Here is a 26,561-nt window from a genome sequence, read left to right as displayed (position 1 = left end):
GGACGGGTCAGTCCGCGCCCGCGTGCTCGAAGGCGCCGATCTGGTTCATGAGGCCGAAGAGGTCCGGGACCGACCACGACTCGGCGATCGAGTCGCCCTCGACGCGGAAGATGTCGATCTCGTCGAGCTCGACGGTCCGCCCGGTCGACGGGACGCCGAGGAACTCGCCCAGGTGCGTCGCGGTCGCGTGGGTGCGCGCGACGACCTTGTCGCCGTCGGCGATCAGGTCCTCGATCGAGACCCGGGCGTCGGGGAAGGCGCCGAACCAGAACCGCCCCTCCTCGATGACGCCCTCCCGGCCCTGGCTGGTCGACGAGTTGTTGACGAAGTCGTCCGTCACGAGGCCGGCCGCCGTGTCGAGGTCCTGGGTGCTCCAGGCCTCGAGGAATCGGCGTACGACGTCGGTGGTGTCCATGATCTGCTCCTCTCGCTGCGTCGGGACACCGCCAACGCTCCCACCGCCCCGTCGTTCGAGCATGGTGAGGATTCGCCATTCCGCGCGGCGCCGGATGCCACCCGGATGCGGGGCCACGAGGGGCTTGCCCCGGGTCGCGATCGGGCCGTAGCCTCGCGCGCAGCAGCATCCGTCGCGACGATCGGGGGATCACATGGCCGCGTCCGCACTGCCGCCCAGCGGCGACCGCCCGGGCGGCCGCCCCGGCGGGTCGGCGAAGACCTGCGACGCCCGGGGCATGATCGAGATCCACCGGATGTTCCGGTCCGAGTTCGCCGAGGGGCCGAAGCTCGTCGTGCGGGTCGCCGAGGCCGACGCGGCGCACGCCGACGTCGTCGGCGACCACCTCTCGCTCATCTCGGGGAGCCTGCACGCGCATCACGAGTTCGAGGACGAGCACCTGTGGGACACGCTCGACGAACGTGCGCCCGCGTGCGCCGGCCACGTCGAGCGGATGAAGGCGCAGCACGCCGAGATGCTCGTGCACCTCCGCGAGCTCGACGCCGCGCTGCCGGCGTGGCGTTCGAGCGGGCGCAGCGTCGACGCCGCTCCGGTGCTCCTCGCCCTCCACGGTGTGAACCGCGCGCTCGCCGTCCACCTCCCGGACGAGGAGTCGACCATCGTGCCGGTCATGGAGACCGTGCTCACCCAGAAGGAGGTCGACGCGGCAGGCGTCCACGGCAGGAAGGCCACGCCGAAGGGCAGGACCTGGCAGCAGCTCGGGGCGATCCTCGCCGCGCAGCCCGACGGCGGCGACGAGTGGCTGCACGAGCACCTTCCGGCGCCGGTGCGGCTCGCGTGGCGGTTCGTCGGGCGCCGCGACTACGCGGCGAACCGCGCGGCCCTCTGGGGCGAGACCTCCGGCTGAGGTCGGGCTCAGCCGACCTCGACCTCGACCTCGTCGCCGATCGCGATGCGGTGGGCGGAGGCCGACGCGCCGGCGCCGTCGAGCTCCGGGATGAGGCGGACGCCGAACCACGTCGCGCCGTCCCACTTCCGGTGCTTCGCGAGGGTGCGGATCGGCTCCTTCCCGCGAGCGAGGGTCTCGGGGTCGATCGTCGTCATGACGCAGCGGTCGCAGACCTCGCCGAAGCGGAAGCGGACGCCGCCGATGCGCACGCGGGTCCAGGCGTCCTCGGCGAACGGCGCGTCGCCGTCGACGACGACGTTCGGACGGAACCGCACGATGTCGAGCGGCGGCACGTCGTCGGGCGTCCAGGCGTCCAGCTGCGCGAGCGACGCCTCGCTCGCGAGGAGCAGGGGCCCGGCGTCGGCGAGGCTCAGCCCCTCGCCGGGCCGTCCGCCGTGCGCGGGGTTCACGGGCCGGTGCCGCGGGTCGGGCTGCCAGACGAGCCGCAGCGGCATCCGCATGCGCTCGCTCAACCAGGCATCGGCCTCGTCGCCCGCCGGCAGTGCCTCCTGCTGGCGGGAATGGCCGACCGGGATCGGCGCCGCGCCGAGCGGCGGGTCGACGCGCAGCGGTTCGGCATCGCCGGGCGCGGAGAGCAGCAGCCCGCCGTCGGCGAGCGGTTCGGCGGTGAGTGCGAGGAGCGCGTTGCGCTCGCGCGCGGTCACGGGCGTGCCATCGGGTTCGACGACCCCCCAGCGACGGTCGCCCTCGAGCCCCCACGGCCGCACGACGGCCGACGTCGCATCGCGGCCCGCGAACGACTTGACGGGGTAGACGCGGAGGCGGGTCACCTGCATCCCGCCACGCTAGCCGACGCTCGCGCCCCGGCCCCGACCCACCGCGCCGCGTCCCACGCGAGCCCGTGGGACCGAAGCCCCGGCCGCGACACCGCGCGACGGCGAGGCTGGTGCCGGCGACCTGACGGCGCGCGCGCACGGGTCGATGGTCGGCCGTGCGTGCGAGCATGGACCTCATGCCCGCCGACCGTACGCCCGACTGGCGGGCCGCCCTCGTGGGCCTCGACGCGGGCGGCGCCGCTCCGGCGACCGACGAGCCGACGGATGCCGCATCCGCGCGCGGAACGGCGGATCTCCGGCCGCTCGGGCTCCAGTTCGAGCTGCGCCGCCGCGTCCGCCGACGCAGCGACGAGTGGCGCGGACCGCGCGACGAGCCCGCCCGGCGGGCGTCCGGGGTCGACCGGCTCGCCGTCCGGCCGGTCGCGCAGGGCGCCCGCGGCGCCTGGGTGAAGAACGGGCTCACCTGGCAGAACATCGCCTACCAGGCCTCCGCCGCGGGCGTCGACCCGGCGCAGTCGCGCTGGTTCGCGCAATTCGCGATGCTCAAGGGCACGACGCCGTCGGTGCACGTGTACGGCTCCGAGTGGATCACGCTCGACGACTTCGAGAGCCCCCTGCTCTGGGCGCTCCTCGTCGAGGCGGGCCGGCTCGGCATCGCCCTCGTCGGGTCCGACGTCACGCCCGCGGTCGTGCTGCACGGATCGGCGACGCTCGGGCTCGACGCGAGCCGCGCGGACGGCGACCTCGTGCTCGCGCCGACCCTCACGCTCGACGGTGAGCCGCGACCGCTCGGCGACGGCTCCGGGAGCACGGGCGCCGGCGCCGGCATCCGCCCGATAGTGGCGCACGGCCTCTACCGCTTCGACCTCGACGCGGGGCGGATCGAGCTCGCGCCCGTCGCGGGCGGTCTCGGCCCGGCCGAACTCGCCCTCCTCGGCGCGCCCGAGACGATCCGGGTGCCCGCGGCCGACGTGCCAGAGTTCCTCGCCGCCCACGTGCACCCGCTCGCCCGCACGCTCGCGATCACGAGTCGCGACGAGAGCTTCGAGCTCCCGCCGACGCCGCCCGCGACCCTCGTGCTCGACGCCCGGTACGAGCCCGACGACGTGCTGCGCCTCGCATGGCGGTGGGAGCACGCCGACGGCCGCACGAGCGAGGTCGACCCGTCTGCCGGGCCCGACCCGGAGCTCGATGAGGACCTCGTCGCGCGAGTGGCCGACGAGCTCGGCTGGGTGCCGTTCGAGGCCGTCCTCCTCCGCGGCATCGACGCGGCAGAGTTCGCGATCGAGCGGATGCCGCGGCTCGAGGCCCTCGTCGGGCGGAACGCGGGCGGGTTCCGCATCGACGTGCGCGGCGAACGCCCCGACTACCGTGAGGCGACCGAACGACCCGAGCTCGCCGTCTCGCTCGTCGAGAGCCGCAAGCGCGACTGGTTCGACCTCGGCGTCGTCGTGACGGTCGGCGGCCGCCGGGTCCCGTTCATGCCGCTCTTCCGCGCACTCGCCACCGGCCGCAAGCGCATGCTGCTCGTCGACAAGTCCACGCTGTCGCTCGACCTGCCCGTCTTCGACGAGCTCCGCGACCTCATCGAGGAGGCGGGCACGCTCGACGAGTGGGAGACGGGCATCCGCATCCACCGGAGCCGCGCGAGCCTGTGGGCCGACTTCGAGGACCTGGCGGACGTCGCCGAACCCGCGCTCGCGTGGCGGGCGACGGTCGCGGGGCTCGAGCATGGCGAGGTGCCCGAGCTGCCGCCCCCTGCGGGCCTGGCGCTGCCGCTTCGGCCCTACCAGCTCGAGGGGTTCCGGTGGCTCGCGTTCCTCCATGCGAACCGGCTCGGCGGCGTGCTCGCCGACGACATGGGCCTCGGCAAGACCGTGCAGTGCCTCGCGCTCGTCCAGCACGCGCTCGAGCAGGCGGCGACGGATGCCGCGGCGGCAGCGGCCCCCGGCGCCGCCCCCGGCGCCGCGCGCCCCTTCCTCGTGGTCGCCCCCACCTCGGTCGCCTCGAACTGGGTCAGCGAGGCCGCCCGCTTCACGCCCGGCCTGCGCGTGGCATCCGTCACCGCCACGACCGCGAAGCGCCGCCGCACGCTCGCCGCGATCGCGGCGGGCGCCGACCTCGTCGTCACGACGTACGCCGTGCTGCGGCTCGATGCCGAGGAGTTGGCCGACGTCGAATGGGGCGGGCTCATCCTCGACGAGGCCCAGTTCGTGAAGAACGCCGCGACGCGCGTGCACGAGGCCGCCCGCGGCATCCGCGCGCCGTTCCGGATCGCGGTGACCGGCACGCCCCTCGAGAACCACCTCGGCGAGCTGTGGGCGGTGCTCCGGATCGTCGCGCCGGGCCTCTTCCCGTCGCGGCGCGCGTTCGACGAGCGCTACCGCCGGCCGATCGAGGAGGACGGCAACCGCGAGCGCCTCGACCGGCTGCGCCGCCGCATCCGCCCGCTCGTGCTGCGCCGCACCAAGGAGGCCGTCGCGCCCGAGCTGCCGCCGAAGCAGGAGCAGGTGCTCGAGGTCGACCTCGCGCCCGAGCACCGGCGGCTCTACGACGTCGTGCTGCAGCGCGAACGGCAGAAGCTCCTCGGCCTCCTCGACGACCTCGACCGGCAGCGGTTCATCGTCTACCGGTCGCTCACGCTGCTCAGGCTCCTCGCGCTCGACGCGAGCCTCGTCGACGCCGAACGCCACGCCGGCATCCCGTCGGCGAAGCTCGACGCCCTGTTCGAACAGCTCGACGACGTGCTCGCCGAGGGTCACCGCGCGCTCGTGTTCAGCCAGTTCACCACCTTCCTCGACCGCATCACCGCTCGCCTCGAGGCGGCGGGCGTGCCGTACGCGCACCTCGACGGGTCGACGCCCGCGAACCGCCGCGACGAGGAGGTCGCGCGCTTCCGGGCCGGCGAGGCATCCGTCTTCTGCATCAGCCTGAAGGCGGGCGGGTTCGGGCTGAACCTGACCGAGGCCGACTACGTGTTCCTCATGGACCCGTGGTGGAACCCTGCGAGCGAGGAGCAGGCGGTCGACCGTGCCCACCGGATCGGGCAGGACAAGCAGGTCATGGTCTACCGCCTCGTCGCGGCGGGCACGATCGAGCAGAAGGTCATGGACCTCAAGGCGAAGAAGGGCGAGCTCGTGGCATCCGTGATCGACGGCGGCGACGCCGCAGCCGACGGCGATGGCGACGGGGCCGTCTCCGGCGCGGGGTTCGACGCCGACGACCTGCGCGGCCTGCTCGAGGGGTAGCCGCTAGGACGCGGTCGCCAGGGCCCGCTGCTGCTCCGCCATCCGCTCCCGCTCGGTCGCGCGGAGCCGTCGGATCCACTTGTCGCCCTCGACCGCGACGATGAGGAACAGCAGCAGCACGATGCACTCGAGCCACTGCCACCCCGTGAGGGAGACGGTGCCGAGCAGCTGCTGCAGGAAGCCCAGCTCGGTCGAGAGCACGATGATCACGACCGGCCACACCAGGAACTTCGCGATCGCCGCGATCGGCGGCACGAGTCCGGACTCGGGCGAGCGGCGCATGAGCAGTGCGCTGACCACCGTGGCCAGGCCGACGACGACGTAGGCCATGGTCATCGAGGCGGTCGGCCCGTCGGCACTGGGCTCGTCCGGACCCCAGACGAGCGGCACGAGCGTGATGAGGAAGATCACTGCGCCGTAGCCGAGCCACTCGGCGACCGAGTGCGGGTTCACGATGCCGAGCTTCGGGTTCCGCGGCGGCTCCGTCATCGTCGCCGGCGGCGGTGCGTCGGCCGCGATGCCCAGCACCGCGAACAGCGTCACGAAGAAGTTCAGGAACAGCACCTGCTGCGGGAAGAGCGCGACGCCGTCCGCGATCTGGAACGCGCTGGCCGCGAGGAACAGCAGGATCAGGCTGATCAGCTGCGTCATCTGGAAGCGCAGGTACGCCGTGATCTTGGCGTACACGATCCGACCGAGCTCGACCGCATGGACGAGCGTGGCGAAGTTGTCGTCGGTGAGCACGAGCTTCGCGGCCTGCTTCGTCACCTCGGAGCCGGAGCCCATCGCCACGCCGACGTCGGCCTGCTTGATCGCCGCGGCGTCGTTCACCGCGTCACCCGTCATCGCGACGATCTCGCCCTGCGCCTGCAGCAGCCGCACGAGACGGAGCTTGTCGTCGGGGGTCACCCGCCCGAAGACGTGGAGGTCCGGGAGCCGCCGGGTGAGCTCCTCGTCGCTCATCGCCTGCAGCTCGGCGCCGCTCACCGCGCCTGCGCCGAGCCCGAGCTCGCGGCCGATCGCGCCGGCCGTGACCGCGTGGTCGCCCGTGATCATCCGCACCTCGATGCCGGCGCTCGCAGCGACCTCGACGGCCGCCTTCGCCTCGGCGCGCAGCGGGTCGACGATGCCGACCAGGCCGATCAGCGCCAGCTCGTCGACCCACGACATCGGGTCGGCGGCGACGCGGCCCTCGTCTGCGTCGTCGACGAATCGCGCGGCGACCGCGAGCGTGCGCAGGCCCGTCGCCGACATCTCCTCGAGCTCGGCGGTCGCGCTCGCGGCATCGACGGGTGCGAGTTCGCGCTCACGCGTGAGCATGGTCGTGCAGCGGCCGAGCACGACGTCGGGTGCGCCCTTGACGAGCAGGACCAGGCGGGTCTCGCCGCGCACCGGCATCCGCTGCAGCGTCGCCATGAACTTGTAGTCGGAGTCGAACGGCACCTCGGCCAGGCGCGGGAAGTCGCGGCGGGCGGCATCCGCGTCGATGCCGAGCTTCGCGCCGAGCACGATCATCGCCGCCTCGGTCGGGTCGCCGACCACCGTGCCGTCGGTCGACACGGTCGCGTCGTTCGGCAGGCTGATCGCGAGCCCCAGCGTGGCGGCCTCGACGGGCTCGTCGGTCGCGCCGAGCATGCGCCCGTCGAAGGAGTAGCCCTCGCCCGTGACGCGGAAGTGGTCGCCGCCCATCCACGCCGTACGGACCGTCATCTCGTTCATCGTGAGCGTGCCGGTCTTGTCGGAGCAGATCGCGCTCGTCGCACCGAGCGTCTCGACGTCGTTGAGGGAGGCCACGATCGCGCGCTGGTCGGCGAGCTTCGACGCGCCCCACGAGAGCAGGCCCTGCACGAACACCGGCAGGCCGGTCGGGATCGCGGAGATCGCGACCGCGGTGCCGAGGAACAGCAGTTCGGTCACGCTCTGCCCGCGGAACGCGCCGATCGCGATGATGACGAGGACCGCACCCCAGGCGATGACGCCGAGCACCTTCGTCAGCCCGTCGAGCTCGCGCTGCAGCGGCGACTTCCCGGAGTCCACCTCGGTGAGCATCGACGCGATCCGGCCCATCTGCGTGCGCATGCCGGTCTCCGCGACGACGATGCGGGCGGTGCCACGGGTCACTGAGGTGTTCTGGAACACCATGGCGGTGCGATCGGCGAGCGCCGTGTCGGGAGCGTTCGCCGTCGGGCCCTTCGGGATCGGCAGCGACTCGCCCGTGAGCGCGGCCTCCTGCGTCTCGAGGTTCGCCGCCCGCAGGATGCGCCCGTCGGCGGGCACGAGGTCCCCGGCCTCGAGGTCGACGATGTCGCCGGGCACCAGCTGCGTGGCGGGCACCAGCGCGATCGAGCCGTCGCGCAGCACGCGCGCCTGCGGGGTCTGCAGCTTCGCGAGCGCGTCGACGCTGCGGCGGGCCTTGAGCTCCTGCCGGGTGCCGCTGATCACGTTGTAGAGCACGAGGATCGCCACGATGATCGCGGTCGACACCTGTCCGATGAGGAGCGACACGACGGCGACGGCGATGAGCATGAGCGTCATCAGCTGCCCGACCTGGCCGAGGGCGATGCGCCACATGCTCGGCGGCGGCGCGCTCACGAGCGCATTCGGCCCGACGTCGGCGAGGCGGGCCGCCGCCTCGGGCGCCGCCAGTCCGCGTGAGCCGTCGGTCCGCGCTTCTGCGATCGCCTCGTCGGGCTGCAGCGCCCACCAGCCGGTCCCGGACTCCTCCGGCGCCGGCGACTGCGGCGACTGCGACGTCGTGTCGATGCTCACCGGACCCCCTCGGGAACTCGTCTGGCCACACCCTAGCGGCGCGGCGCGCCCGGCACAGCAGAATGGACGGCGGAGGTCGACGATGATCACGCACGAGGTCCTGAACCAGGTTCCGCCCCGCGAGGGCGTCGACGAGTTCGCCGCGAACGTCCCGCTCGTCGAGTCGGTCGCGAGGTGGGGGACGGCCGCGTTCCCGGGTGCGGCGCGCGCCGAGGCGGATGCCGCGCCGCCGGCGCTGCACGAGCTCGGCCGCATGGTCGGCCGGGCGGCCTTCCAGCGCGACGCCGAGCTCGCGAACGCGAATCCGCCGCGGCTCGTGACGCACGACCGCTGGGGCACGCGCATCGACGAGGTCGAGTACGACGAGTCGTACCACCGCATCATGGCGGCCGCGCTCGCCGCGGGCGCCCACACGTCGGCATGGGCCGACCCGCGCCCGGGGGCGAACGCCGACCGCGCCGCCGCCTTCCTCCTCCTCGCGCAGGTCGAACCCGGTCACGCGTGCCCGGTGTCGATGACCCACGCCGCGGTCGCGACGCTCGAGCACGCCGCCGACGGCCTGCAGGCGGAGTGGATGCCACGCCTCCTCAGCCGGACGTACGAGCCCGGGCTGGGCGGCGGCGCCGGCTCCGACGCGGCGCCCAAGTCCTCCGCGCTCGTCGGCATGGCGATGACCGAGAAGCAGGGCGGCTCCGACGTCCGGGCCAACACGACCCGGGCCGTGCCGCGCGCGGCAGGCGGCATCCGCCCGGAATGGGGCGCCGAGTACGGCCTGACCGGGCACAAGTGGTTCTGCAGCGCGCCCATGAGCGACGCGTTCCTCGTGCTCGCGCAGGCGCCGGGCGGGCTGTCGTGCTTCTTCGTGCCGCGCGTGCTCCCGGACGGATCGCGCAACGTCGTCCGCATCCAGCGGCTTAAGGACAAGCTCGGCAACCGGTCGAACGCGTCCGGCGAGATCGAGCTCGACGACACGACCGGGTGGCTGGTGGGCGAGGAGGGTCGCGGGGTGGCGACGATCGTGCAGATGGTGACCCGCACGCGCCTCGACTGCGTCATCGGCACCGCGGCCGGCATGCGGCAGGCGGTCGCCGAGGCCGCCTGGCACGTGCGTCACCGTCGAGCGTTCGGCGCGCTGCTCGTCGACCAGCCCGCGATGGCGGCGGTCGTCGCCGACCTCGCGATCGAGTCCGAGGCGGCGACGCTCACCGCCCTGCGGCTCGCCCGCGCCTACGACGTCGACGCGAGCGAGTCCGAGCAGGCGTTCCGACGCCTCGCGACCGCGGTCGCCAAGTTCTGGATCTGCAAGCGCGGGCCCGATCATGCCGCGGAGGCCCTCGAGTGCCTCGGCGGCAACGGCTACACGGAGGCGTTCCCGCTCGCCCGCCGCTACCGCGAGCAGCCGCTGCTCGCGATCTGGGAGGGCTCGGGCAACGTCATCGCGCTCGACGTGCTGCGCGTGCTCGCCCGCGAACCCGAGGCGTTCATGGCGTTCTTCGACGTCGTCGGCGAGGCGGCGGGCGAGCACCCCGCGTTCGACCTCGCGCTCGCCGAGGTCCGAGCCGTCGTCGGCGAGCTGAGCGGGGCGGATGTCTCGGCCGCCGCGTTCCGCGCGCGCGAGCTGACCGAGCGACTCGCGCTCGTGCTGCAGGCGGCGCTGCTGCTCCGGCACTCTCCCGGGCCCGTGGCGGACGCGTTCGTGCGGTCGCGACTGGAGGGCGACGGCGGATCGATGTACGGCGCGCTGCCGCCGGGCGTCGACGTCGCGGCGATCCTCGCGCGCGCCTGACGCGGAACGTCGTGCGTCGGCACCGCCGCGTGGCGGGTTCGCCCTCCGGCGCGAGAGGATGGGCGGGTGAAGGATCGCGCGAACTGGCTCGTCGTCGCGCAGTTCGTGCTGCTCGCGCTCCTGCTGCTCCCCGGCGATCCGCTCTGGGCCGGTCGGCAGGCGACCGTGCTCGCCGTGCTGCTCGTCATCACGGGGCTGGTGCTCTCCGGCGCCGGCGTGGTCGCGCTGGGCCGCGACCTGGTGCCCTGGGTCGCGCCGCGCGAGGGCGCGACGCTGAAGACCGACGGCGTCTTCCGGCTGACCCGGAACCCGATCTACGTCGGGCTCCTCATCGCGGCCGCCGGCTGGGTGATCTGGCGGGCGCGCATCGAGCTCATCGTCGTGTGGGTGCTCCTCGCGGTCGTGCTCGTCGTCAAGGCGCACCTCGAGCAGCATCGGCTCCTCGACCGGTTCGGCGACGCGTACCGCGAGTACGCCGACCGCACGCCGCTGCTGCTCTGGGCCCGCGGCATCCGCTGAGCCCGCCGCGCGAGCGGCACGACATCACCCGGTCGGATCGCCCGCCGGCGCCGCCGAGGCATCCGCCGCGTCGGCCGACGCCTGCAACGGGCCGGTCTCGAGCAGGTGCGCGATCGCGCGCAGCGGGATCGGCGCCCAGTCCGGGCGGTTGCGCGTCTCGTAGATCGCCTCGTAGACGGCCTTGTCGAGCTCGAACGCCGCGAGCAGGTCGCGGTAGGCGCTGAGGTCCATACCGGATGCCCCGACGTAGCCGTCGATGAAGGCCTGCCGGGCGGAGGCCGCCCACGCGCGCGCGTCGTCGGTTCGCTCAGGATGCACGAGCTCGGTGGCCCCGGCGACGTAGTCGAAGGAGCGGAGCATTCCCGCGACGTCGCGCACGGGGAGATCGGGCCGTCGCCGCTCGGCCATCGGCCGCATCGGCTCGCCCTCGAAGTCGAGCAGGAACCAGCCCCGATCGGGGGCGAGGATCACCTGGCCGAGGTGGAGGTCGCCGTGCACGCGCTGCAGGGCGGGCCACGCGCCGGCCTCGGCCCGCGCGTAGACCGCGGCGATCGCCGCCTCCTGCGGCTCGAGCGCCGGGACCTCCGCGACCGCGATGGCGAGCCGACGGCGCCACGCCGCCGCGACGGCGGCGATGAGGTCGGGCGACGCGGGCTCGTGCCCGAAGCTCGCGCCGAGCGAGGCGTGCACCTCGGACACGGCTGCGCCGAGGGCGCGCGCCTCCTCGGTGAAGTCGCGGGCGGATGCCGCGGCGAGGAGGGCCACGCGCCAGGCGTCCTCGACGCCGGGGAGGAACTCCTGCGCGAACGCCAGGTGCCCGCGTGCGCGTCCTTCCGCGCGGCCGACGTCGTCCCACTCGCCGAGCACGTCGCCGACGACGGGCGGGATGTGCGGCGACCCGCCGATGCCGAGCGCGGTCTGCAGGGTGACGTCGGGGTTGTCGCCGTGATGGAGCTGCCGGAACACCTTGCAGATCACGGGCGGGGCGCCTTCGGGCCGGTACACGATGGACGTGTTCGACTGCTCGCCGCCGAGGACGCCGGCCGGAACTCGTCGCGCCCGTCGCGCGGCATCCGTCTCGGGACCTCGCCCGTCGGGCGCGTGCGCGACCGGGTGCCCCATCGCCGTCGCCCCGTGCGCGACCGCCCGACCGCCGCTCGTGATCAGCTCGAGGAGGGCATCGGTGAAGGCCGGGTCGTGCGGACCGTCGTACAGGCGCGTGCCGTCGTCGAGCACGCCGATCAGGTGCGCGTCGTCGGCGGGGCCGGGCGTCGCGCGCTCGACCACGGGGACCTGGTAGAGCACGGGCGGCTCGGGGGCGTCGTCCATGACGAGCATCGAGATCACGCGCACGCCGGGCTCGTCGACGGGGAGCTCCCAGGCACCGATCCGCCGGAGGGACGGGGCGTGGCCCTTCCCGGCGAACCATCGCTGGTCGGGCATCCATGCGGCGATCGCGGCCAGCGCGCTGTCCATGCCTGAACGATATTGCCGCCCGTCCGTGCCGTCGAGGTGCCACACGCGGCGTGGCCCCCGGACGGGGCGCAGGAACCGCGAGGCGGGTGCGGCCTCAGGGCAGGCGGTCGGTGCCGCGGTCGCGACGCCGCGAGCGCGGCTCGTCGAGGCCGATGTGCACGCGCGTGCGCCGCCGCTCGATGACGATGAAGAGCGAACCGAGCAGCCACAGCGGCACCTGCGTCAGGAACGCGATGCGGAACGCCTCGAGCGTGTAGGTGTCGGGCGTGCCCGCGCCCTGCGCGTCCATCGCGATGCCGATGAGCAGGATCGCGAGCAGCGCCGCGAGGAACCCGCCGACGTTCGTGATGCCGGTCGCGGTGCTCAGTCGGTGGCTCGGGTTGAAGGTGCGCGCGTGGTCGAAGCCGATCATCGACCCGGGTCCACCCGTGCTCATCGCGAACGCGATCACGAACAGCAGCCAGAGCGGCGCCGGGCCGGGCCAGGCGATGACGGTCAGCCAGGCCAACGCCTGGATGCCGATCACCGGCAGGACCAGCAGGCGGGATCGTCGGGTCGGATGGCGCGACGAGAGCGCGCCGATGACGGGGCCGACGAGGATGCCGAACACGACGTAGACCGTGAAGAGCAGTGACGCCGTCGCCGTCGACAGCCCCTCGCCGACGGTGAGGAACGGGAAGCCCCAGAGCAGCACGAACGCGGTGCCCGAGAAGGGCGTCGTGAAGTGCGACCAGAACGCCAGCCGCGTGCCCGGGTGCGCCCACGACTCGCGGAAACCCGTGCGCAGGTCGGCCGAGGATCGAACGACGTGGATGGCGCCCGTGACCGTGTCGACCGAGACGTCCTCCACCCGGCCCGGCGGACGGTTCCGGATGACGGCGAACGTGAGCACCGTGAACAGGGCGCCGAGTCCGGCGAGGGAGCCGAACGCGATCGACCACGTCGTCGCGTGCAGCAGCGCCGCGAGCGGCAGCACGGCGAGGATCTGCCCGGACTGGCCGATGAGGCCGGTGAGCTGCACCATCACCGGCGCCTGCCGTTCGGGGAACCACACCGCGATCACGCGCAGCACGCTCGGGAAGACCGCCGCGTCGCCCGCGCCGAGCAGCATCCGCGCGAAGATCGCCCAGCCGACGTCGGGTGCGAACGCGAGCACGAGCTGGCCGACGGCCATGAGCGCCATGCCGATCGTGATCATCGGGCGGGCGCCGAAGCGGTCGAGCAGCAGGCCGACGGGGATCTGCATGCCGCCGTACACCGCGAGTTGGATGACGGCGAACATCGACAGGGTCGAGGCGTCGGCGTCGAAGCGCACCGCCGCGTCGACGCCCACGGCGGAGAGCGACGAGCGGTTCGTGACCGAGACGATGTAGGCGGCGACGCCGACGCCCCACACCAGCCACAGGCGCCACGTCGGGGCGATGGGGAGCGGGGTGGGGATCGTCACGGCCCTACGAGGCTACCCCCGGGTGCGTCACTCAGATCAACGGGGTGTCCGCAGCTGCCTCCGCGGCGCCGTCGAACCCGAGCACCGACTCGCCGGGGGTGCCGACGGCCGCCTCGGCCTCCATCGCGAGCTCGGCGTCGACGTCGTACGCCGCCTGCTCGAACTGCGAGTTGTAGAGACGGTAGTACGCGCCCTCGGCCGCGATGAGCTCGTCGTGCGTGCCCTTCTCGACGATGTCGCCGTGCTCCATCACGAGGATGAGGTCGGCGTCGCGGATCGTCGAGAGCCGGTGCGCGATGACGAAGGACGTGCGGCCCTCGCGCAGCGCCGCCATGGCGTGCTGCAGCAGCAGCTCGGTGCGCGTGTCGACCGAGCTCGTCGCCTCGTCGAGGATGAGCACGCTGGGCTGCGCGACGAACGCGCGCGCGATGGTGATGAGCTGCTTCTCGCCCGCTGACACGTTCGACGCGTCCTCGTCGAGGACGGTGTCGTAGCCGTCGGGCAGCGAGTGCACGAACCGGTCGACGTAGGTCGCACGCGCCGCGGCCGCGATCTCGTCGTCGGTCGCCGTCTGGCGGCCGTACCGGATGTTCTCGCGGATCGTGCCCCCGAACAGCCACGGGTCCTGCAGCACCATCCCGGTGCGGGCGCGGACGTCGCGGCGGGTGAGCTCGGAGATGTCCTGGCCGTCGATGAGGATGCGGCCGCCGTCGAGCTCGTAGAACCGCATGACGAGGTTGACGAGCGTGGTCTTGCCGGCTCCGGTCGGGCCGACGATGGCGACGGTCTGCCCGGGCTCGACGCGGAACGACAGGTCGCGGATGAGCGGACGGTCGGGCGTGTACGAGAACGAGACGTGGTCGAACTCGATCACGCCGCGACCGTCGACGGCTGCGGGCGCATCGGCCGCGTCGGCCTCCTCCTCGTCGGCGTCGAGCAGCTCGAACACGCGCTCGGCCGAGGCGGTTCCGGACTGCACGACGGCGGCCATCCCGCCGAGCTGCGAGAGCGGCTGCGTGAACTGCTGCGAGTACTGGATGAACGCCTGCACGTCGCCGAGCCGGAGCTGGCCGCCGGCCACCATGAGCCCGCCGAGGACCGCGATGCCCACGTAGGTCAGGTTCCCGACGAACATCATGCCCGGCATGATGATGCCGGCGAGGAACTGCGCCTTGAACGCGGCCTCGTAGAGCTCCTCGTTCTCGGCCCGGAACTTCTCGCTCGCGTCCTGCTCGCGGCCGAACACCTTCACGAGCGCGTGGCCCGAGAACGATTCCTCGACGCGCGCGTTCAGGCGACCGACCTTGCGCCACTGGATGCCGAACGCGGCCTGCGACTTCGGCCCGATGATCCCGAAGATGACCGCCATGAGCGGCAGCGCGACGAGGGCGACGAGGGAGAGCTGCCACGAGATCGAGAACATCATCACGAGCACGCCGATGACGGTGAGGACGCTCGTCAGCGCGCTCGAGAGGGACTGCTGCATCGTCTGGGTGATGTTGTCGATGTCGTTGGTCACCCGCGAGATGAGCTCGCCGCGCTGCGTGCGGTCGAAGTAGCTGAGCGGGAGGCGGTGGACCTTCGACTCGACCTGCTCGCGCAGCCCGTACATCGCTCGGACCATGATCACGTTGATCACGTAGCCCTGGACCCAGGACAGGATCGACGCCACCACGTAGAGCAGCAGCACGATGACGACGAGCTGGCTGAGCCGCACGAAGTCGATGCCCTCGCCGGGCGTCAGGGTCGCGGCGCCGACGATGTTGGCGAGGTCGTCCTGGCCGGTCGACCGCAGCTGCTCCACGATCTGCTGCTGGGTCACGCCCGCGGGCAGCTGGAGCGAGATCCACCCCTCGAAGATGACGTTCGTGGCCTCGCCGAGCACGCGCGGGGCGATCACGGTGAGCACGACGCCGATGGCGCCGAGGAGCGAGACGAACGCGAACGACCACTTCCACGGAGCCAGGAGTCCGAGCATCCGACGGAAGCTGCGGCCGAAGTCCTGCGCCTTGCCCGGGGCGACGGAGTCCCACGATCCGGAGTTGATGCGCGCCTCCTCGGCGAGCTGCTGTTCCTCGAGCTGCTCGAGGGTGGGCTGCTGCGCCGCCTGCGCCGCCGCCTCGGCGCGGCCCCGCCCGCCGCGGCCCTTCGGGGTGCTGGTGTCGCGGCTCATGCCTGGGTCTCCACTCCGAGCTGGGATTCGACGATCTCGCGGTAGGTCTGGCACGTCTCGACCAGTTCTTCGTGCCTGCCGAGCCCGACCACGCGGCCGTCCTCGAGGACCACGATGCGGTCGGCGTCGGTGATGGTCGACACGCGCTGGGCGACGACGACCTTCGTCACCTGCGGGAGCTCGCGCCAGAGCGCCTGCCTGAGCCGCGCGTCGGTCGTCAGGTCGAGCGCCGAGAACGAGTCGTCGAACACGAGGATCTCGGGCCGGTGCACGATCGCGCGCGCGATCGCGAGCCGCTGACGCTGCCCGCCCGAGACGTTCGTGCCGCCCTGCGAGATGCGGGCGTCGAGCCCGCCCTCCATCGCGGCGACGAAGTCGCGGCCCTGGGCGATCTCGAGGGCGTGCCAGAGTTCGTCGTCGGTGGCCTCCTCGCGCCCGAACCGCAGGTTCGAGGCCACCGTCCCGGCGAACAGGAACGGCCGCTGCGGCACGAGGCCGATCGTCTTCCAGAGCGACTCGAGGTCGGCCCCGCGCACGTCGGTGCCGTTGACCAGCACCGCGCCGCCGGTGACGTCGAAGAGCCGGGGCACGAGCGAGACGAGCGTGGTCTTGCCGGCCCCGGTGGAGCCGACGATCGCCACGGTCTCGCCGCGCTCGGCCCGGAACGAGACGCCCTCGACCACGGCGTGCTCGGCGCCGGGGTAGGCGAAGGCGACGTCGCGGAACTCGACCGTGCCCGGCGTCGGGAACTCGTCGATCGGCTGCTCGGGGCGGGGGAGCGTGGTCTCGGTGGCGAGCACCTCGCCGATGCGCTCGGCCGAGACGGCGGCACGCGGGATCATGATCGTCGTGAAGGCGGCCATGAGCACGCCGCCGAGGATCACGCCGACGTACTGCATGAACGCGAAGAGCGTGCCGACCTGCACGCTGCCGGCCTCGACCTCGGCCGCGCCGAACCAGATCACGCCGATGACGGTGACGTTCAGCACGAGCATGAAGAGCGGGAACAGCGTGATGAACAGCGTGCCGACGCGGCGACCGACGTCCATGATGTCGTGGTTGGCGCCCTCGAACCGCTGCTGCTCGATGGGCTCGCGGACGAACGCACGCACGACCCGGATGCCGGTCAGCTGCTCGCGCAGGATCCGGTTCACGGCGTCGAGGCGCTTCTGGTAGCTGCGGAAGAGCGGAACCATGCGGCTGATGACGAGCCCCGCGACCACGAGGATCGTCAGCACGGAGACCCAGATGAGCCAGCTGAGCCCGACGTCCTGCTGCAGCGCCATGATGATGCCGCCGACGGCCATGAGGGGGGCGCTCACGAGCATGGTCGCGCCCGTCATCGCGAGCATCTGCACCTGCTGCACGTCGTTCGTGTTGCGCGTGATGAGCGAGCCCGGGCCGTACTTCGAGACCTCGCGCTCGCTGAACGCGCTCACCTTGTCGAAGACGTCGTTGCGGATGTCGCGACCGACCCGCATGGCTGCCTTGGCCGCGAAGTACGTGGCGATGATGGCTGCGACGATCTGGCCGAGCGAGATCGCGAGCATGAACGTGCCGGTCGACCAGATGTAGGCGGTGTCTCCCGTGGAGACGCCCTCGTCGATGATGTCGGCGTTGAGGCTCGGCAGGTAGAGCGTCGCGAGCACGGACATGAACTGGAACAGCAGCACGCCGGCGATGAGCCACCGGTAGGGCTTCAGGTAGCGGATGAGGAGTCGTCCGAGCATGATTCTCCGCGAGGTGCGTACGGGGTGTGCGAGCGCGGGATGCCGCGTCGCCAGGGCTCGGGTCGAATTCCGAGTCGCGTCGTCAAGTCTGCATCCAATCGGATGCCACCGACATCCGTCGGGCGGCCGATATCGCTGATGGCGGAATCGAAACGGAGATGATCCCCCGCCGAGGGTCGGAGCGCGGATCGTGCTCCACGCTCGCCCGGACATGATGATGGGACGCGCACCCCCGCGATGCGCGCCCCATCAGTGGTGGGCCGTTACGAGCCGAAGGCGTCCTTCACGTTCTCGCCGGCCTGCTTGAGGTTGGCCGCGGTCTGATCCCTGCGGCCCTCAGCTTCGAGGCGCTCGTCGTCGGTCGCCTTGCCGGCGGCCTCCTTGGCCTTTCCCTTGAGTTCCTCGGCCTTGTTGCCGATCTTGTCGGACTCACCCATTCGGGGCCCCCTTCCGATCGTCGCGTCGCGTTCGGGTGCGACGTCGATGGCCACGTTACGAGCGCCGCGCGTCCGAGCACAGCCCTTGTCAGGTGCGAATGCCTCTGCTAGCGATCCGACCGGATTCCCCGCCGACTCCGCGTCGATGTCGAAGACCCGCTGCCGGCCTCGACATACTGATGGGGACGAACTTCGCCCCCCGCACACCAGTCAAGGAGCGAACCGTGAAGTACCTCATCCTCATCCAGTCCAACCCGCAGTGGGGCGCCGCGTGGGAGGCGTTCACGCCCGAGCAGCAGGCCGAGGCCATGGTGGTCTACGCGGACCTGGTCGACGAACTCCGAGCGTCGGGAGAGCTCGTCGACGCGGAGCAGCTCGCCGGTCGCGAGACCGCGCGGGCCGTTCGGTCGACCGACGGCGTCGCCACCGATGCACCCCTCGCGGAGACGAAGGAGTTCCTCTCGGGCTACTACCTCGTCGACGTCGAGTCGTACGACCGTGCCGTCGAGATCGCGGCGAGGCTGCCCGAGGCCTCGTGGGGCGGCGTGCACGTCCACCCGATCCTCGCCGAGGACGCGGAACCCGACGTCTCGGTGGCGTGAGCGCCGACGCGCCGAGGGAGCCGGCGCGCAGCATCGAGTCGGTGCTGCGCGCGGCGGCTCCCTCGGCGCTCGCGGTCCTCGTCCGACGCATCGGCGACTTCGACTCGAGCGAGGACGCGCTCCAGGAGGCGCTCATCGCCGCTGCGGCGCAGTGGCCGAGCGAGGGCGTGCCGGAGCATCCGCGCGCCTGGCTCGTCGCCGTGGCGCATCGCCGCCACGTCGACGCCGTTCGCAGCGCGATCGCGCGCCGCACGCGCGAGGAGCGCGACGCGGTGCTCGAGCCGATCGATGCGGAGGGCGGGACCGTGGTCTCGGCACGAGACGACTCGCTGGCCCTGTTCGTGCTCTGCTGCCACCCGGCGCTCTCACGGGCGTCGCAGCTCGCCCTCACGCTGCGCGCCGTCGGCGGGCTCACGACGGCGGAGGTCGCACGCGGCCTGCTGGTGCCGGAGTCGACCGTCGCCCAGCGCATCTCCCGCGCGAAGCAGCACATCCGCGCGGCGGGCGCCCGGTTCCGCCGGCCGGAGAACGCCGAGCTCCCCGAGCGGACCGCCGCGGTCAGGCAGGTGCTCCACCTGATGTTCACCGAGGGCCACACCGCCAGCTCGGGCGACGTGCTCGCGCGGCCCGACCTCTCCGCCGAGGCCATCCGGCTGACGCGGATGCTGCGCGACGCCACGCCGCCCGCGGCGTCGTGGGCGGCCGAGACCGACGGCCTCCTCGCGCTCATGCTGCTCACGGAGGCGCGTCGCCCTGCCCGCCTCCGCGGATCCGGGCCGGAGGAGCTGCCAGAGCTCGTTCCGCTCGACGAACAGGATCGGACGCTCTGGCGCCGCGACCTCATCGACGAGGGCGTGGCGCTGGTCGAGCAGGCGCTCGCGACGGGCGAGCCCGGACCGTTCCAGCTCCAGGCCGCGATCGCCGCCGTGCACGCCGAGGCGCCGTCGACGGACCGGACGGACTGGGTCGAGGTGCTCGCGCTCTACGACCTGCTGCGGGTGGTCGGGCCCGGGCCGATGGTCGAGCTCGGGCGGGTCGTGGCCGTGGCGATGGTGCACGGACCGGACCGCGCCCTCCGCGACCTCGAGTCCGTCGCCCTCGAGCCCGCGCTCGCCGGGCACTTCCGCGTGCACGCCGTGCGCGGCCACCTGCTCGCGCTCGCCGACCGGCCGGACGAGGCGCGCGCCGAGTTCGGCATCGCCGCGCGCACCGCGCTCAACGCGACCGAGCGCAGGTACCTCGAGGGCAAGGCGCGAGGCTGAGCGGCAGCGGAGTCGACGGCGGCGCCGTTCGGATCACAGCGGCCGCGTGAACGCGACGCGGTGCTCGCCGGGGCCGTCGTAGTCCCGCCACGCGCGCACGCCGTCGATGACCGTGTCGCCCGTCGCGTCGAAGCCCATCGCGCGGTGGAAGTCCTGGGAGCGCACGTTCGGCGGCCCGGTGATCGCCTCGACCCTCTGGCATCCGCTCGCCCGCATCGCCTCGAAGAACCGCTCGTAGAGCGTGCGCGCGAGGCCGGTGCGCCGCTGGTCGGGGCGGACGCCGACGAAGTGGATGTAGGCGACCTCGGGCCGGCTCGCCGAGCGGAAGCCGATGAGGAATCCGGCGAGCTCGCCGTGCTCGTCGTCGACGACGGTGGACGTGTCGGCGAAGTGCTCGAAGAACAGCCGGGGCAGGAGGAGGGCGAGCCGGTCGGCGTCCGGCCGCTCCCACCAGGGTCCGATGACCGAGACGACCCGGGCGTGGTCGCCGACCCCGGCACGCCTGAAGGTCAGTGACGGATGCCGCGGGTCGGCGTCGAGGCGGGGGGCGGATGCGTCGCTCATGCGCCGCCGGCCCTGCGGGCCCGGATCGCCCGGACGGACAGCTGGGCCGCCGCCACGACGAGCAGCGCGGCGAAGAGCCATCCGCCCACCGCCGGGGGGATGAGGAAGGCGAGTGCGACGCCCGGCAGCGATGCGAGGGTCGCGGCGATGCCCACGACGAGCGCGATGCGGAGGTCGACGAGCCGGCCGCGCAGGTTCTTCACCGACCCGCTCACCGCGGTCGGGATCATCGCGACGAGCGAGGTCCCACGGGCGATCAGGTCGCCGAGTCCGAAGAGCGTCATGAATGCCGGAACCATGATGAGTCCGCCGCCGACGCCGAAGAGGCCGGAGGCGATGCCGACGACGAGGCCGAGCCCGACGAGGCCGAGCGCCGGGCCGGCCTCGAGCGGCACGGGGTCGGCGGCGCGGTCGGGGGCGCCGAACGCGAGGCGGATCGCCACGACGACGAGCATCGCGATGAACAGCCAGCGCAGCCATTCCAGCGGGAGCCGTGCGAGCAGCGTCGCCCCGATCCAGCCGCCGACGATGCCCCCGGCCGCGACGAGGGCGGCCGCGACGAGGTCGACCTGGCCGTTCACGAGGTAGGCGATCGAGCCGACGAGCGCCGTCGGGACGATCGCGACGAGCGAGGTCGCCGCGGCGCGGCGCTGGTCCATGCCGGCGAGGAGGATGAGGAGCGGGACCATGACGATGCCGCCGCCCACCCCGAACAGGCCCGAGAGGAGCCCCCCGAGCACGCCGACGACGACGAGCCGCCATGCGGCGGGCGCGGCCGGTGTCGCTTCGGGGTCGGGTGCTGGGGTCGGCACCCGGTCACTCTAGCGGCGGTCGAGGCTCGGGCCGACGGGGGCGGCGCCGATGCGAATGTGACGGACGTGACGGCGACGTCCTGCAGACGCACAGCCGGATGGGATACGCTGAAGGTTCCTCCATACGCGGGCGACCGCCCGTATCACGATTGATTGCCCGGAGGCGGCACGTTCCGCAGGCATGACCCGAGACCGAGGGCAGCGCACGCGAAGCGTGGCCGGCCCCTCGGACCACCCGCCCGGCAGTCAAGAGTTGCCGGGCCTGCGGACGGCCGAACGGCCGAACGTGACGGGCCGAATCGTTCGGCCCGGTTCGAACGAAGGAAAAGCAGTATGGCTACCGGAACCGTCAAGTGGTTCAATTCCGAAAAGGGCTTCGGCTTCATCGCTCCCTCTGACGGGAGCCCCGACGTCTTCGCGCACTTCAGCGCCATCACGGGCAACGGCTACCGTTCGCTCGAAGAGGGCCAGAACGTCGAGTTCGACGTCGTGCAGGGCCAGAAGGGCCTGCAGGCGGAGAACATCCGCGCGATCTGATCGCCTGCGGGCGCAGGCGCCCGCGCACCCGAACGCCGGGTCGGACACGTTCCGACCCGGCGTTCGCCGTATCCGCCGGGTGCGCGTCGAGGGATCGGGTGCACCCCGACGCGCTCGGATCAGGCGTCAGCCCTCGACCGGCCCGGCCTGGCCGATGTTCACCATCCACTGCACGCCGAACCGGTCGGTCAGCATGCCGAACGCGTCGCCCCACGGCGACTGCTCGAGCGGGAGGACCACGGTGCCGCCCTCGGCGAGCCCTTCCCAGTACCCGCGGAGCGTCGCCTCGTCGTCCGGGCCGCCGCTGAGCGAGACCGCGAAGTTCGTGCCGGCCGCGTAGGGCATCTCGTTCGGGGTGTCGGCGCCCATGAGCGTCAGGCGGTCCGACGTGAGCCGGCCGTGCATGATCTTGTCGGCCTCGGCCGCCTCGTCGCCCTGGCCGAACTCGGCGAAGGTGCTGAGCTCGAGTTCGCCGCCGAGCACCGACCGGTAGAACTCCATCGCCTCGCGCGCTTCGTCGCGGAAGCTGAGGTACGGGTTGAGCGTGACGGACATGGCGACTCCTTCAGGGTCGTGGGCGGGCGGAATCGCCCGCACCGCCGATCCTGCACCCGAGGGGTGACATCTGCGAGAGCCCTTGACGGAGCGGGCGTGCTCGTCGTACGTTAACAACCATCTAGTTGATCAAGCGATTGGTTGAATAATGGATGCCGCAGCCGCCGACGATCGGCTCGACCGCGCCTTCATGGCGCTGGCCGACCCGGTGCGCCGCAGCATCGTCGCCCGGCTCAGCCGTGGGCCGGCGACCGTGACCGAACTCGCCGAACCGTTCGACATCACCACCCAGGCGGTGTCGAAGCACATCCAGGTGCTCGAGACAGCAGGGCTCGTCACCCGGAGCCGCGACGCGCAGCGTCGCCCCGTGCACCTCGACGCGGCCGCGCTCGAGACGCTCACCGAGTGGATCGACCGCTACCGCCTCATCCACGAGCAGCGATTCCGTCGTCTCGACGCGCTGCTCGCCTCCGCCGACGGCGGCGACGCCGCGGCATCCGCCGAACAGGACTGACACCATGACCACCGAGACCACCAACCCCGTCACCATCGACGCCCCCGAGGGTCTGCCCTACGTCGACATCGAGCGTGTCTTCGACGCGCCCGTGGCCGCCGTCTTCGACGCCCACCGCGACCCCGAGAAGGTCCGGCAGTGGCTCGGACCGAACGGCTACGACATGCAGGTCGAACGCTGGGACTTCCGACCGCAGGGCGGCTACCGCTACGTCCACGTCGACCCCGACGGCGGTCGCTGGGCCTTCAACGGCACGTTCCACTCCATCCGCGAGAACGAGATCGCCGTGCAGACGTTCGAGTTCGAGGGCGCGCCCGACATCGTCAGCATCGAGTCGATGACGTTCGAGGACCTGGGCGACGGCCGCACGCGCCTGCGCGGCCACGCCGTCTACCCGAGCCTCGAGGCCCGCGACGCCATGGTCGAGCACGGCATGGCGAAGGGCGTCATCGAGGGCTACGAGCGGCTCGACGCGGTGCTCGCGGGCTGAGCCGCGGCATCCGTCGACCGCCTCGCACCCACCGAGAGGAGCTCACCATGGACTGGACCCTCGAGGTCGTCATCGTGCCCGTCGCCGACATCGACCGCGCGATCGAGTTCTACCGCGACAGGGTCGGGTTCGCCCTCGACCACGACACGCACGCCGGCGAGCACCGGTTCGCGCAGCTCACGCCGACCGGCTCCGGCTGCTCGATCGTCCTCGGCACGCTCCCGGCGCAGAACGAGATGGCGCCGGGCTCGCTGAAGGGCGTGCAGCTCGTCGTAGCCGATGCCGAGGCGGCGCGGGCCGAACTCGTCGCCCGCGGCGTCGAGGCGAGCCCGATCCAGGTCATCGACCCGCGCGACGGCGGAACGTTCTTCGGGTTCGCCGACCCCGACGGCAACACCTGGGCCGTGCAGCAGATCCGCGCACGCGCCGATCGGCCGCTCATCCCGGCCCCCGACGGCGACAGGTGAGATGACGCGAACCGCTCCACGAGCTCCCACGTCGAGCGGTTCGCGTCATCTCGAGGCCGCCCGCGGGCAGGCCACCGGTGCGGAATCGGACCGCGACGAGGCGGGGGCCCGCGAGCGACCATGGGAGCATGCCCGCACAGCCCGAGATCCTCCGCTACGCCGCGTTCACGACCGACCCCGCCGGCGGCAACCCCGCCGGCATCGTCCTCGATGCGGCCGCGCTCGACGACGCCGCGATGCTCGCCGTCGCCGGCGAGGTCGGCTACGCCGAGACGGCGTTCGTCGCAGGCGGCGACGGCGAGGTCCGCGGCATCCGCTACTTCTCACCCGTCGCCGAGGTGCCCTTCTGCGGCCACGCGACCGTCGCGACCGCGGTCGCCGTCGCCGAACGCGAGGGGCCGGGCCGCATCCGGTTCGCGACGCCCGTGGGCGAGGTGGCCATCGAGACCGCCGAGGTCGACGGACGCATCGTGGCCTCCTTCACGAGCGTGGAGCCCCGGGTCGAGCCCATGCCGGCGGAGGTCCTCTCCGAACTGCTCGACCTCGTCGGACTCGACGCGGGCGCCCTCGACGAGCGCCACCCGCCGCGGATCGCGTTCGGGGGCAATCGCCACCCGGTGCTCGTCCTCGCCGACTCCCGGGCGTTCGACGACTTCACGTTCGACCCGGGCCGGGCCCGGGCGCTCATGGACGAGCACGGCTGGCCGGCGACGATCACCGTGCTGCGCCGCCTGGCCGACGCGCCCGACGGCGGCCTCCGATTCGAGGCGCGCAACATCTTCCCGGTCGGCTCGATCGTGGAGGACCCGGCCACCGGCGCCGCTGCGGCCGCGGTCGGCGGCTACCTGCGCGAACTCGGCGCCGTCGCGCCGCCTGCGCGCGTCGTCATCGTGCAGGGCCGGCACGTCGGGCGCCCGAGCGAGCTCGTCGTCGACGTCCCGGCGACCGGCGGCATCGTCGTGAGCGGGTCGGCCGTGCCGATCGCCTGACCGAGCCGCCGCCGTCGCGCGCTCCGCCGCCGGCTCGGCCGTTCCGGTCAGTGCAGCGGATCGCGCCCGTCGTCGTCGGTGGTCCGGTCCGGGACCTCCGCCACGTCGCCGCGCGCCCGCGGGTCGTGGTCGACGATGCCGTCGACGTCGTCCGTCGGCACGCCCGTCGACTCGGCGTTCAGGGTGTCCATCGCCCGCTGCGACGCGTGCCGCAGCGTGAGCTCGCCGTCGATGTGCGTCAGCACGGGGTGGAGCGGCGGCTCCGCTCCGGGCGCCTTCCGGATCGGCATCGTCGGCAGGTCCTGCCGGATGCCGAGACGCCGCTGCAGCTGCCGCATCCACCTCGGGCCCCGGCCGATCGCGCCCTCCTCCAGCGGCGCCTCCACCTCGAGCCCGTAGTACTCGCCGATCTGGTCGACCAACTGCGCGCGCCGCGCGAGCTCGTACGCCCGCCGTTCGCGACTGAACGCGATGATGGTCGACCAGCAGATCATGAGCATCACCACGCTGAACGGCAGCGCGATGATGATCGCCGCCGTCTGCAGGGCGCGCAGCCCGCCCGCGAGCAGCAGCGAGATCGACAGCAGCGCGGTGATCAGCGTGAAGAAGGTGCGCACCCACTTGCGCGGGTTGATCTGGCCGCCGGTCGCGATCATCCCCATGACCAGCGCCCCGGAATCGGACGAGGTCACGAAGAAGATCGTGATGAGCAGGATGACGCCGAAGGTGAGCACGGTCGAGCCGGGGAAGTAGCCGAGCAGTGCGAACAGCGTGCCCTCGATGTCGACCGCGCCGTCGGCGCCGACGAGGCTGCCGGGTTCGGTGAGCTCGAGGTAGAGCGCCGAGCCGCCGAGCACGCTGAACCACAGGATGCCGATGAGGGTCGGCACGATGATCACGCCCGCGACGAACTCGCGCACCGTCCGGCCGCGGGAGATGCGGGCGATGAAGATCCCCACGAACGGCGCCCACGAGATCCACCAGCCCCAGTAGAACGAGGTCCACGACGCCTGCCACGCCTCTCCGGCGGCTCCCTGGAACGCGCTGACGTTGAACGAGAGGCCGATGAAGTTCTGGATGTAGGTGCCGATCGACTGCACGAACTCGCGCAGCAGGAACTCCGTCTGGCCGAACACCAGCAGGTAGAGCACGAGGATGCCGGCGAGCACGAGGTTCGTGGAGGACAGCCACTTCATGCCGCGCGTGACGCCCGAGAGCACCGACGCGAGCACGAACACCGTGATCACCATGATGATGACGACCTGCGTGGTCTCGGTCGGCTCGACGATGCCGGCCGCATCGAGGCCGGCGCTGATCTGCAGCACGCCGAGCCCGAGCGACGTGGCCACGCCGAACAGCGTGCCCGCGAGGGCGACCACGTCGATCACGTTGCCCCAGGCGCCGCGCACGCGCTTGCCGAGCAGCGGCTCGAGCGTCCAGCGGATCGAGATCGGCCGCTTGCGCCGGTGGATGGCGTAGGCGAGCCCGAGTCCGACGACGACGTAGATCGACCAGGCGTGGACGCCCCAGTGCAGGTAGGTCTGGCTGAGCGCCGCCGACGCGAGCTGCTCGGGCGTGCCGGAGACGCCCGGCCGCGGCGCGACGAAGTGGCTGAGCGGCTCGCTCGCGCCGTAGAACACGAGCCCGATGCCCATGCCCGCGGCGAACAGGAGCGAGAACCAGGCTCCGAGGGAGAACTCGGGTTTGTCGTCGTCCTCGCCGAGGCGGATGTCTCCGTAGCGACTGAACCCCACGAACAGGCTGAATGCGACGAAGAACGCCGCGATGAGCACGTAGTACCAGTTGAACGCGTTGACGATCGACGCCTGGACGGCGCCGAAGAACGTCTCGGCGAGGTTCGGGGCGAGGAGGGCGAACCCGCTGAACGCGAGCACGACCGCCGCCGCCGGCCAGAACACCCATCTCTCGATCGACGTCTTCGGGAGTCGGGGCCGTCGCCGGCCGTCGTGGTCGCTGGGCTGGGTCCGCGGCGTCCCGTCCATGCCCGCCACGATACGCCGCG

General features: G+C 72.4%; 23 protein-coding genes. 11 read left to right on the top strand and 12 right to left on the bottom strand.

Annotated elements, in window-relative coordinates; all coding sequences use genetic code 11:
• Window positions 1-7: 7 nt before the first annotated feature.
• Window positions 8-415, bottom strand: a complete 408-nt coding sequence (locus tag ACFVHK_RS07080; protein ID WP_376928182.1) for an ester cyclase — start codon at window positions 413-415, stop codon at window positions 8-10.
• A 193-nt stretch (window positions 416-608) separates the two neighbouring features.
• Here ACFVHK_RS07080 and ACFVHK_RS07075 point away from each other — a divergent pair, with 193 nt between their 5' ends.
• Window positions 609-1,322: a hemerythrin domain-containing protein gene (locus ACFVHK_RS07075; protein WP_376928181.1), complete on the top strand. Its 714-nt coding sequence runs from the start codon at window positions 609-611 to the stop codon at window positions 1,320-1,322.
• An 8-nt stretch (window positions 1,323-1,330) separates the two neighbouring features.
• Here ACFVHK_RS07075 and ACFVHK_RS07070 read toward each other — a convergent pair whose 3' ends face one another.
• A complete protein-coding gene (locus ACFVHK_RS07070) occupies window positions 1,331-2,161 on the bottom strand; it encodes an MOSC domain-containing protein (protein ID WP_376928180.1) in 831 nt (276 codons plus the stop codon).
• 176 nt (window positions 2,162-2,337) lie between these two features.
• Between ACFVHK_RS07070 and ACFVHK_RS07065 the strand changes: the two genes are divergently transcribed.
• Window positions 2,338-5,409, top strand: coding sequence for a DEAD/DEAH box helicase (locus ACFVHK_RS07065; RefSeq protein ID WP_376928179.1), 3,072 nt, complete (start codon window positions 2,338-2,340; stop codon window positions 5,407-5,409).
• A 3-nt stretch (window positions 5,410-5,412) separates the two neighbouring features.
• On the opposite strand, the gene ACFVHK_RS07060 is transcribed toward ACFVHK_RS07065, so the two are convergent.
• Window positions 5,413-8,178: a cation-translocating P-type ATPase gene (locus ACFVHK_RS07060; protein ID WP_376928178.1), complete on the bottom strand. Its 2,766-nt coding sequence runs from the start codon at window positions 8,176-8,178 to the stop codon at window positions 5,413-5,415.
• 82 nt (window positions 8,179-8,260) lie between these two features.
• On the opposite strand from ACFVHK_RS07060, the gene ACFVHK_RS07055 reads away from it, so the two are divergent.
• Complete coding sequence (locus tag ACFVHK_RS07055) at window positions 8,261-9,964, top strand: acyl-CoA dehydrogenase family protein (protein WP_376928177.1); 1,704 nt, start codon at window positions 8,261-8,263, stop codon at window positions 9,962-9,964.
• 66 nt (window positions 9,965-10,030) lie between these two features.
• On the top strand, window positions 10,031-10,483 hold the full coding sequence (locus ACFVHK_RS07050; protein ID WP_129235732.1) for a methyltransferase family protein: 453 nt from the start codon (window positions 10,031-10,033) through the stop codon (window positions 10,481-10,483).
• Between the two features lie 24 nt (window positions 10,484-10,507).
• On the opposite strand, the gene ACFVHK_RS07045 is transcribed toward ACFVHK_RS07050, so the two are convergent.
• The 5 genes from ACFVHK_RS07045 to ACFVHK_RS07025 all read right to left on the bottom strand — a co-directional run bounded on the left by ACFVHK_RS07045 (window position 10,508) and on the right by ACFVHK_RS07025 (window position 17,746).
• Window positions 10,508-11,959, bottom strand: a complete 1,452-nt coding sequence (locus tag ACFVHK_RS07045) for a maltokinase N-terminal cap-like domain-containing protein (RefSeq protein WP_376928176.1) — start codon at window positions 11,957-11,959, stop codon at window positions 10,508-10,510.
• 94 nt (window positions 11,960-12,053) lie between these two features.
• Window positions 12,054-13,406: an MFS transporter gene (locus ACFVHK_RS07040; RefSeq protein WP_376928175.1), complete on the bottom strand. Its 1,353-nt coding sequence runs from the start codon at window positions 13,404-13,406 to the stop codon at window positions 12,054-12,056.
• 31 nt (window positions 13,407-13,437) lie between these two features.
• The gene (locus ACFVHK_RS07035; RefSeq protein ID WP_376928174.1) at window positions 13,438-15,579 is read right to left on the bottom strand and encodes an ABC transporter ATP-binding protein; all 2,142 of its coding nucleotides are present in this window, start codon (window positions 15,577-15,579) and stop codon (window positions 13,438-13,440) included.
• On the bottom strand, window positions 15,576-17,309 hold the full coding sequence (locus ACFVHK_RS07030; RefSeq protein ID WP_376928173.1) for an ABC transporter ATP-binding protein: 1,734 nt from the start codon (window positions 17,307-17,309) through the stop codon (window positions 15,576-15,578). Before ACFVHK_RS07030 ends, ACFVHK_RS07035 begins: the two co-directional genes overlap by 4 nt.
• Window positions 17,310-17,572: 263 nt before the next feature.
• Window positions 17,573-17,746: a CsbD family protein gene (locus ACFVHK_RS07025; RefSeq protein ID WP_129234176.1), complete on the bottom strand. Its 174-nt coding sequence runs from the start codon at window positions 17,744-17,746 to the stop codon at window positions 17,573-17,575.
• A gap of 224 nt (window positions 17,747-17,970) precedes the next feature.
• Between ACFVHK_RS07025 and ACFVHK_RS07020 the strand changes: the two genes are divergently transcribed.
• Together ACFVHK_RS07020 and ACFVHK_RS07015 are read left to right on the top strand one after the other, a co-directional pair.
• A complete protein-coding gene (locus ACFVHK_RS07020) occupies window positions 17,971-18,348 on the top strand; it encodes a YciI family protein (protein ID WP_129234175.1) in 378 nt (125 codons plus the stop codon).
• Entirely contained in the window at window positions 18,345-19,610 is a 1,266-nt protein-coding gene (locus ACFVHK_RS07015) for an RNA polymerase sigma factor (protein ID WP_376928172.1), read from the top strand. Before ACFVHK_RS07020 ends, ACFVHK_RS07015 begins: the two co-directional genes overlap by 4 nt.
• A 33-nt stretch (window positions 19,611-19,643) precedes the next feature.
• On the opposite strand, the gene ACFVHK_RS07010 is transcribed toward ACFVHK_RS07015, so the two are convergent.
• Window positions 19,644-20,174: a GNAT family N-acetyltransferase gene (locus ACFVHK_RS07010; RefSeq protein ID WP_376928171.1), complete on the bottom strand. Its 531-nt coding sequence runs from the start codon at window positions 20,172-20,174 to the stop codon at window positions 19,644-19,646.
• Window positions 20,171-20,986 carry a sulfite exporter TauE/SafE family protein gene (locus ACFVHK_RS07005; protein ID WP_376928170.1) on the bottom strand — a complete coding sequence of 272 codons (816 nt, stop codon included), beginning with the start codon at window positions 20,984-20,986 and terminating at the stop codon, window positions 20,171-20,173. Before ACFVHK_RS07005 ends, ACFVHK_RS07010 begins: the two co-directional genes overlap by 4 nt.
• Window positions 20,987-21,319: 333 nt before the next feature.
• Between ACFVHK_RS07005 and ACFVHK_RS07000 the strand changes: the two genes are divergently transcribed.
• Entirely contained in the window at window positions 21,320-21,523 is a 204-nt protein-coding gene (locus ACFVHK_RS07000) for a cold-shock protein (protein ID WP_129235390.1), read from the top strand.
• A gap of 126 nt (window positions 21,524-21,649) precedes the next feature.
• On the opposite strand, the gene ACFVHK_RS06995 is transcribed toward ACFVHK_RS07000, so the two are convergent.
• Window positions 21,650-22,078 (bottom strand): VOC family protein, encoded by a 429-nt coding sequence (locus ACFVHK_RS06995; protein ID WP_376928169.1) that lies wholly within the window; start codon window positions 22,076-22,078, stop codon window positions 21,650-21,652.
• A 148-nt stretch (window positions 22,079-22,226) separates the two neighbouring features.
• Here ACFVHK_RS06995 and ACFVHK_RS06990 point away from each other — a divergent pair, with 148 nt between their 5' ends.
• From ACFVHK_RS06990 to ACFVHK_RS06975, 4 genes are all read left to right on the top strand, one after another.
• A complete protein-coding gene (locus ACFVHK_RS06990; protein ID WP_129235392.1) occupies window positions 22,227-22,592 on the top strand; it encodes an ArsR/SmtB family transcription factor in 366 nt (121 codons plus the stop codon).
• Window positions 22,593-22,596: 4 nt separating this feature from the next.
• Window positions 22,597-23,082: an SRPBCC family protein gene (locus ACFVHK_RS06985; protein ID WP_376928168.1), complete on the top strand. Its 486-nt coding sequence runs from the start codon at window positions 22,597-22,599 to the stop codon at window positions 23,080-23,082.
• Between the two features lie 47 nt (window positions 23,083-23,129).
• Window positions 23,130-23,549, top strand: a complete 420-nt coding sequence (locus ACFVHK_RS06980) for a VOC family protein (protein WP_129235394.1) — start codon at window positions 23,130-23,132, stop codon at window positions 23,547-23,549.
• Between the two features lie 128 nt (window positions 23,550-23,677).
• Window positions 23,678-24,538, top strand: coding sequence for a PhzF family phenazine biosynthesis protein (locus ACFVHK_RS06975; RefSeq protein ID WP_376928167.1), 861 nt, complete (start codon window positions 23,678-23,680; stop codon window positions 24,536-24,538).
• 47 nt (window positions 24,539-24,585) lie between these two features.
• On the opposite strand, the gene ACFVHK_RS06970 is transcribed toward ACFVHK_RS06975, so the two are convergent.
• Window positions 24,586-26,541, bottom strand: a complete 1,956-nt coding sequence (locus ACFVHK_RS06970) for a BCCT family transporter (RefSeq protein WP_376928166.1) — start codon at window positions 26,539-26,541, stop codon at window positions 24,586-24,588.
• Between the last annotated feature and the right edge of the window lie 20 nt (window positions 26,542-26,561).

Source organism: Agromyces binzhouensis, from assembly GCF_042672355.1.
Taxonomy (GTDB): Bacteria; Actinomycetota; Actinomycetes; order Actinomycetales; family Microbacteriaceae; genus Agromyces; species Agromyces binzhouensis.
The sequence above is the reverse complement of the archived record's forward strand: the minus strand, read 5'-3'. Positions and strand labels throughout refer to the sequence as shown.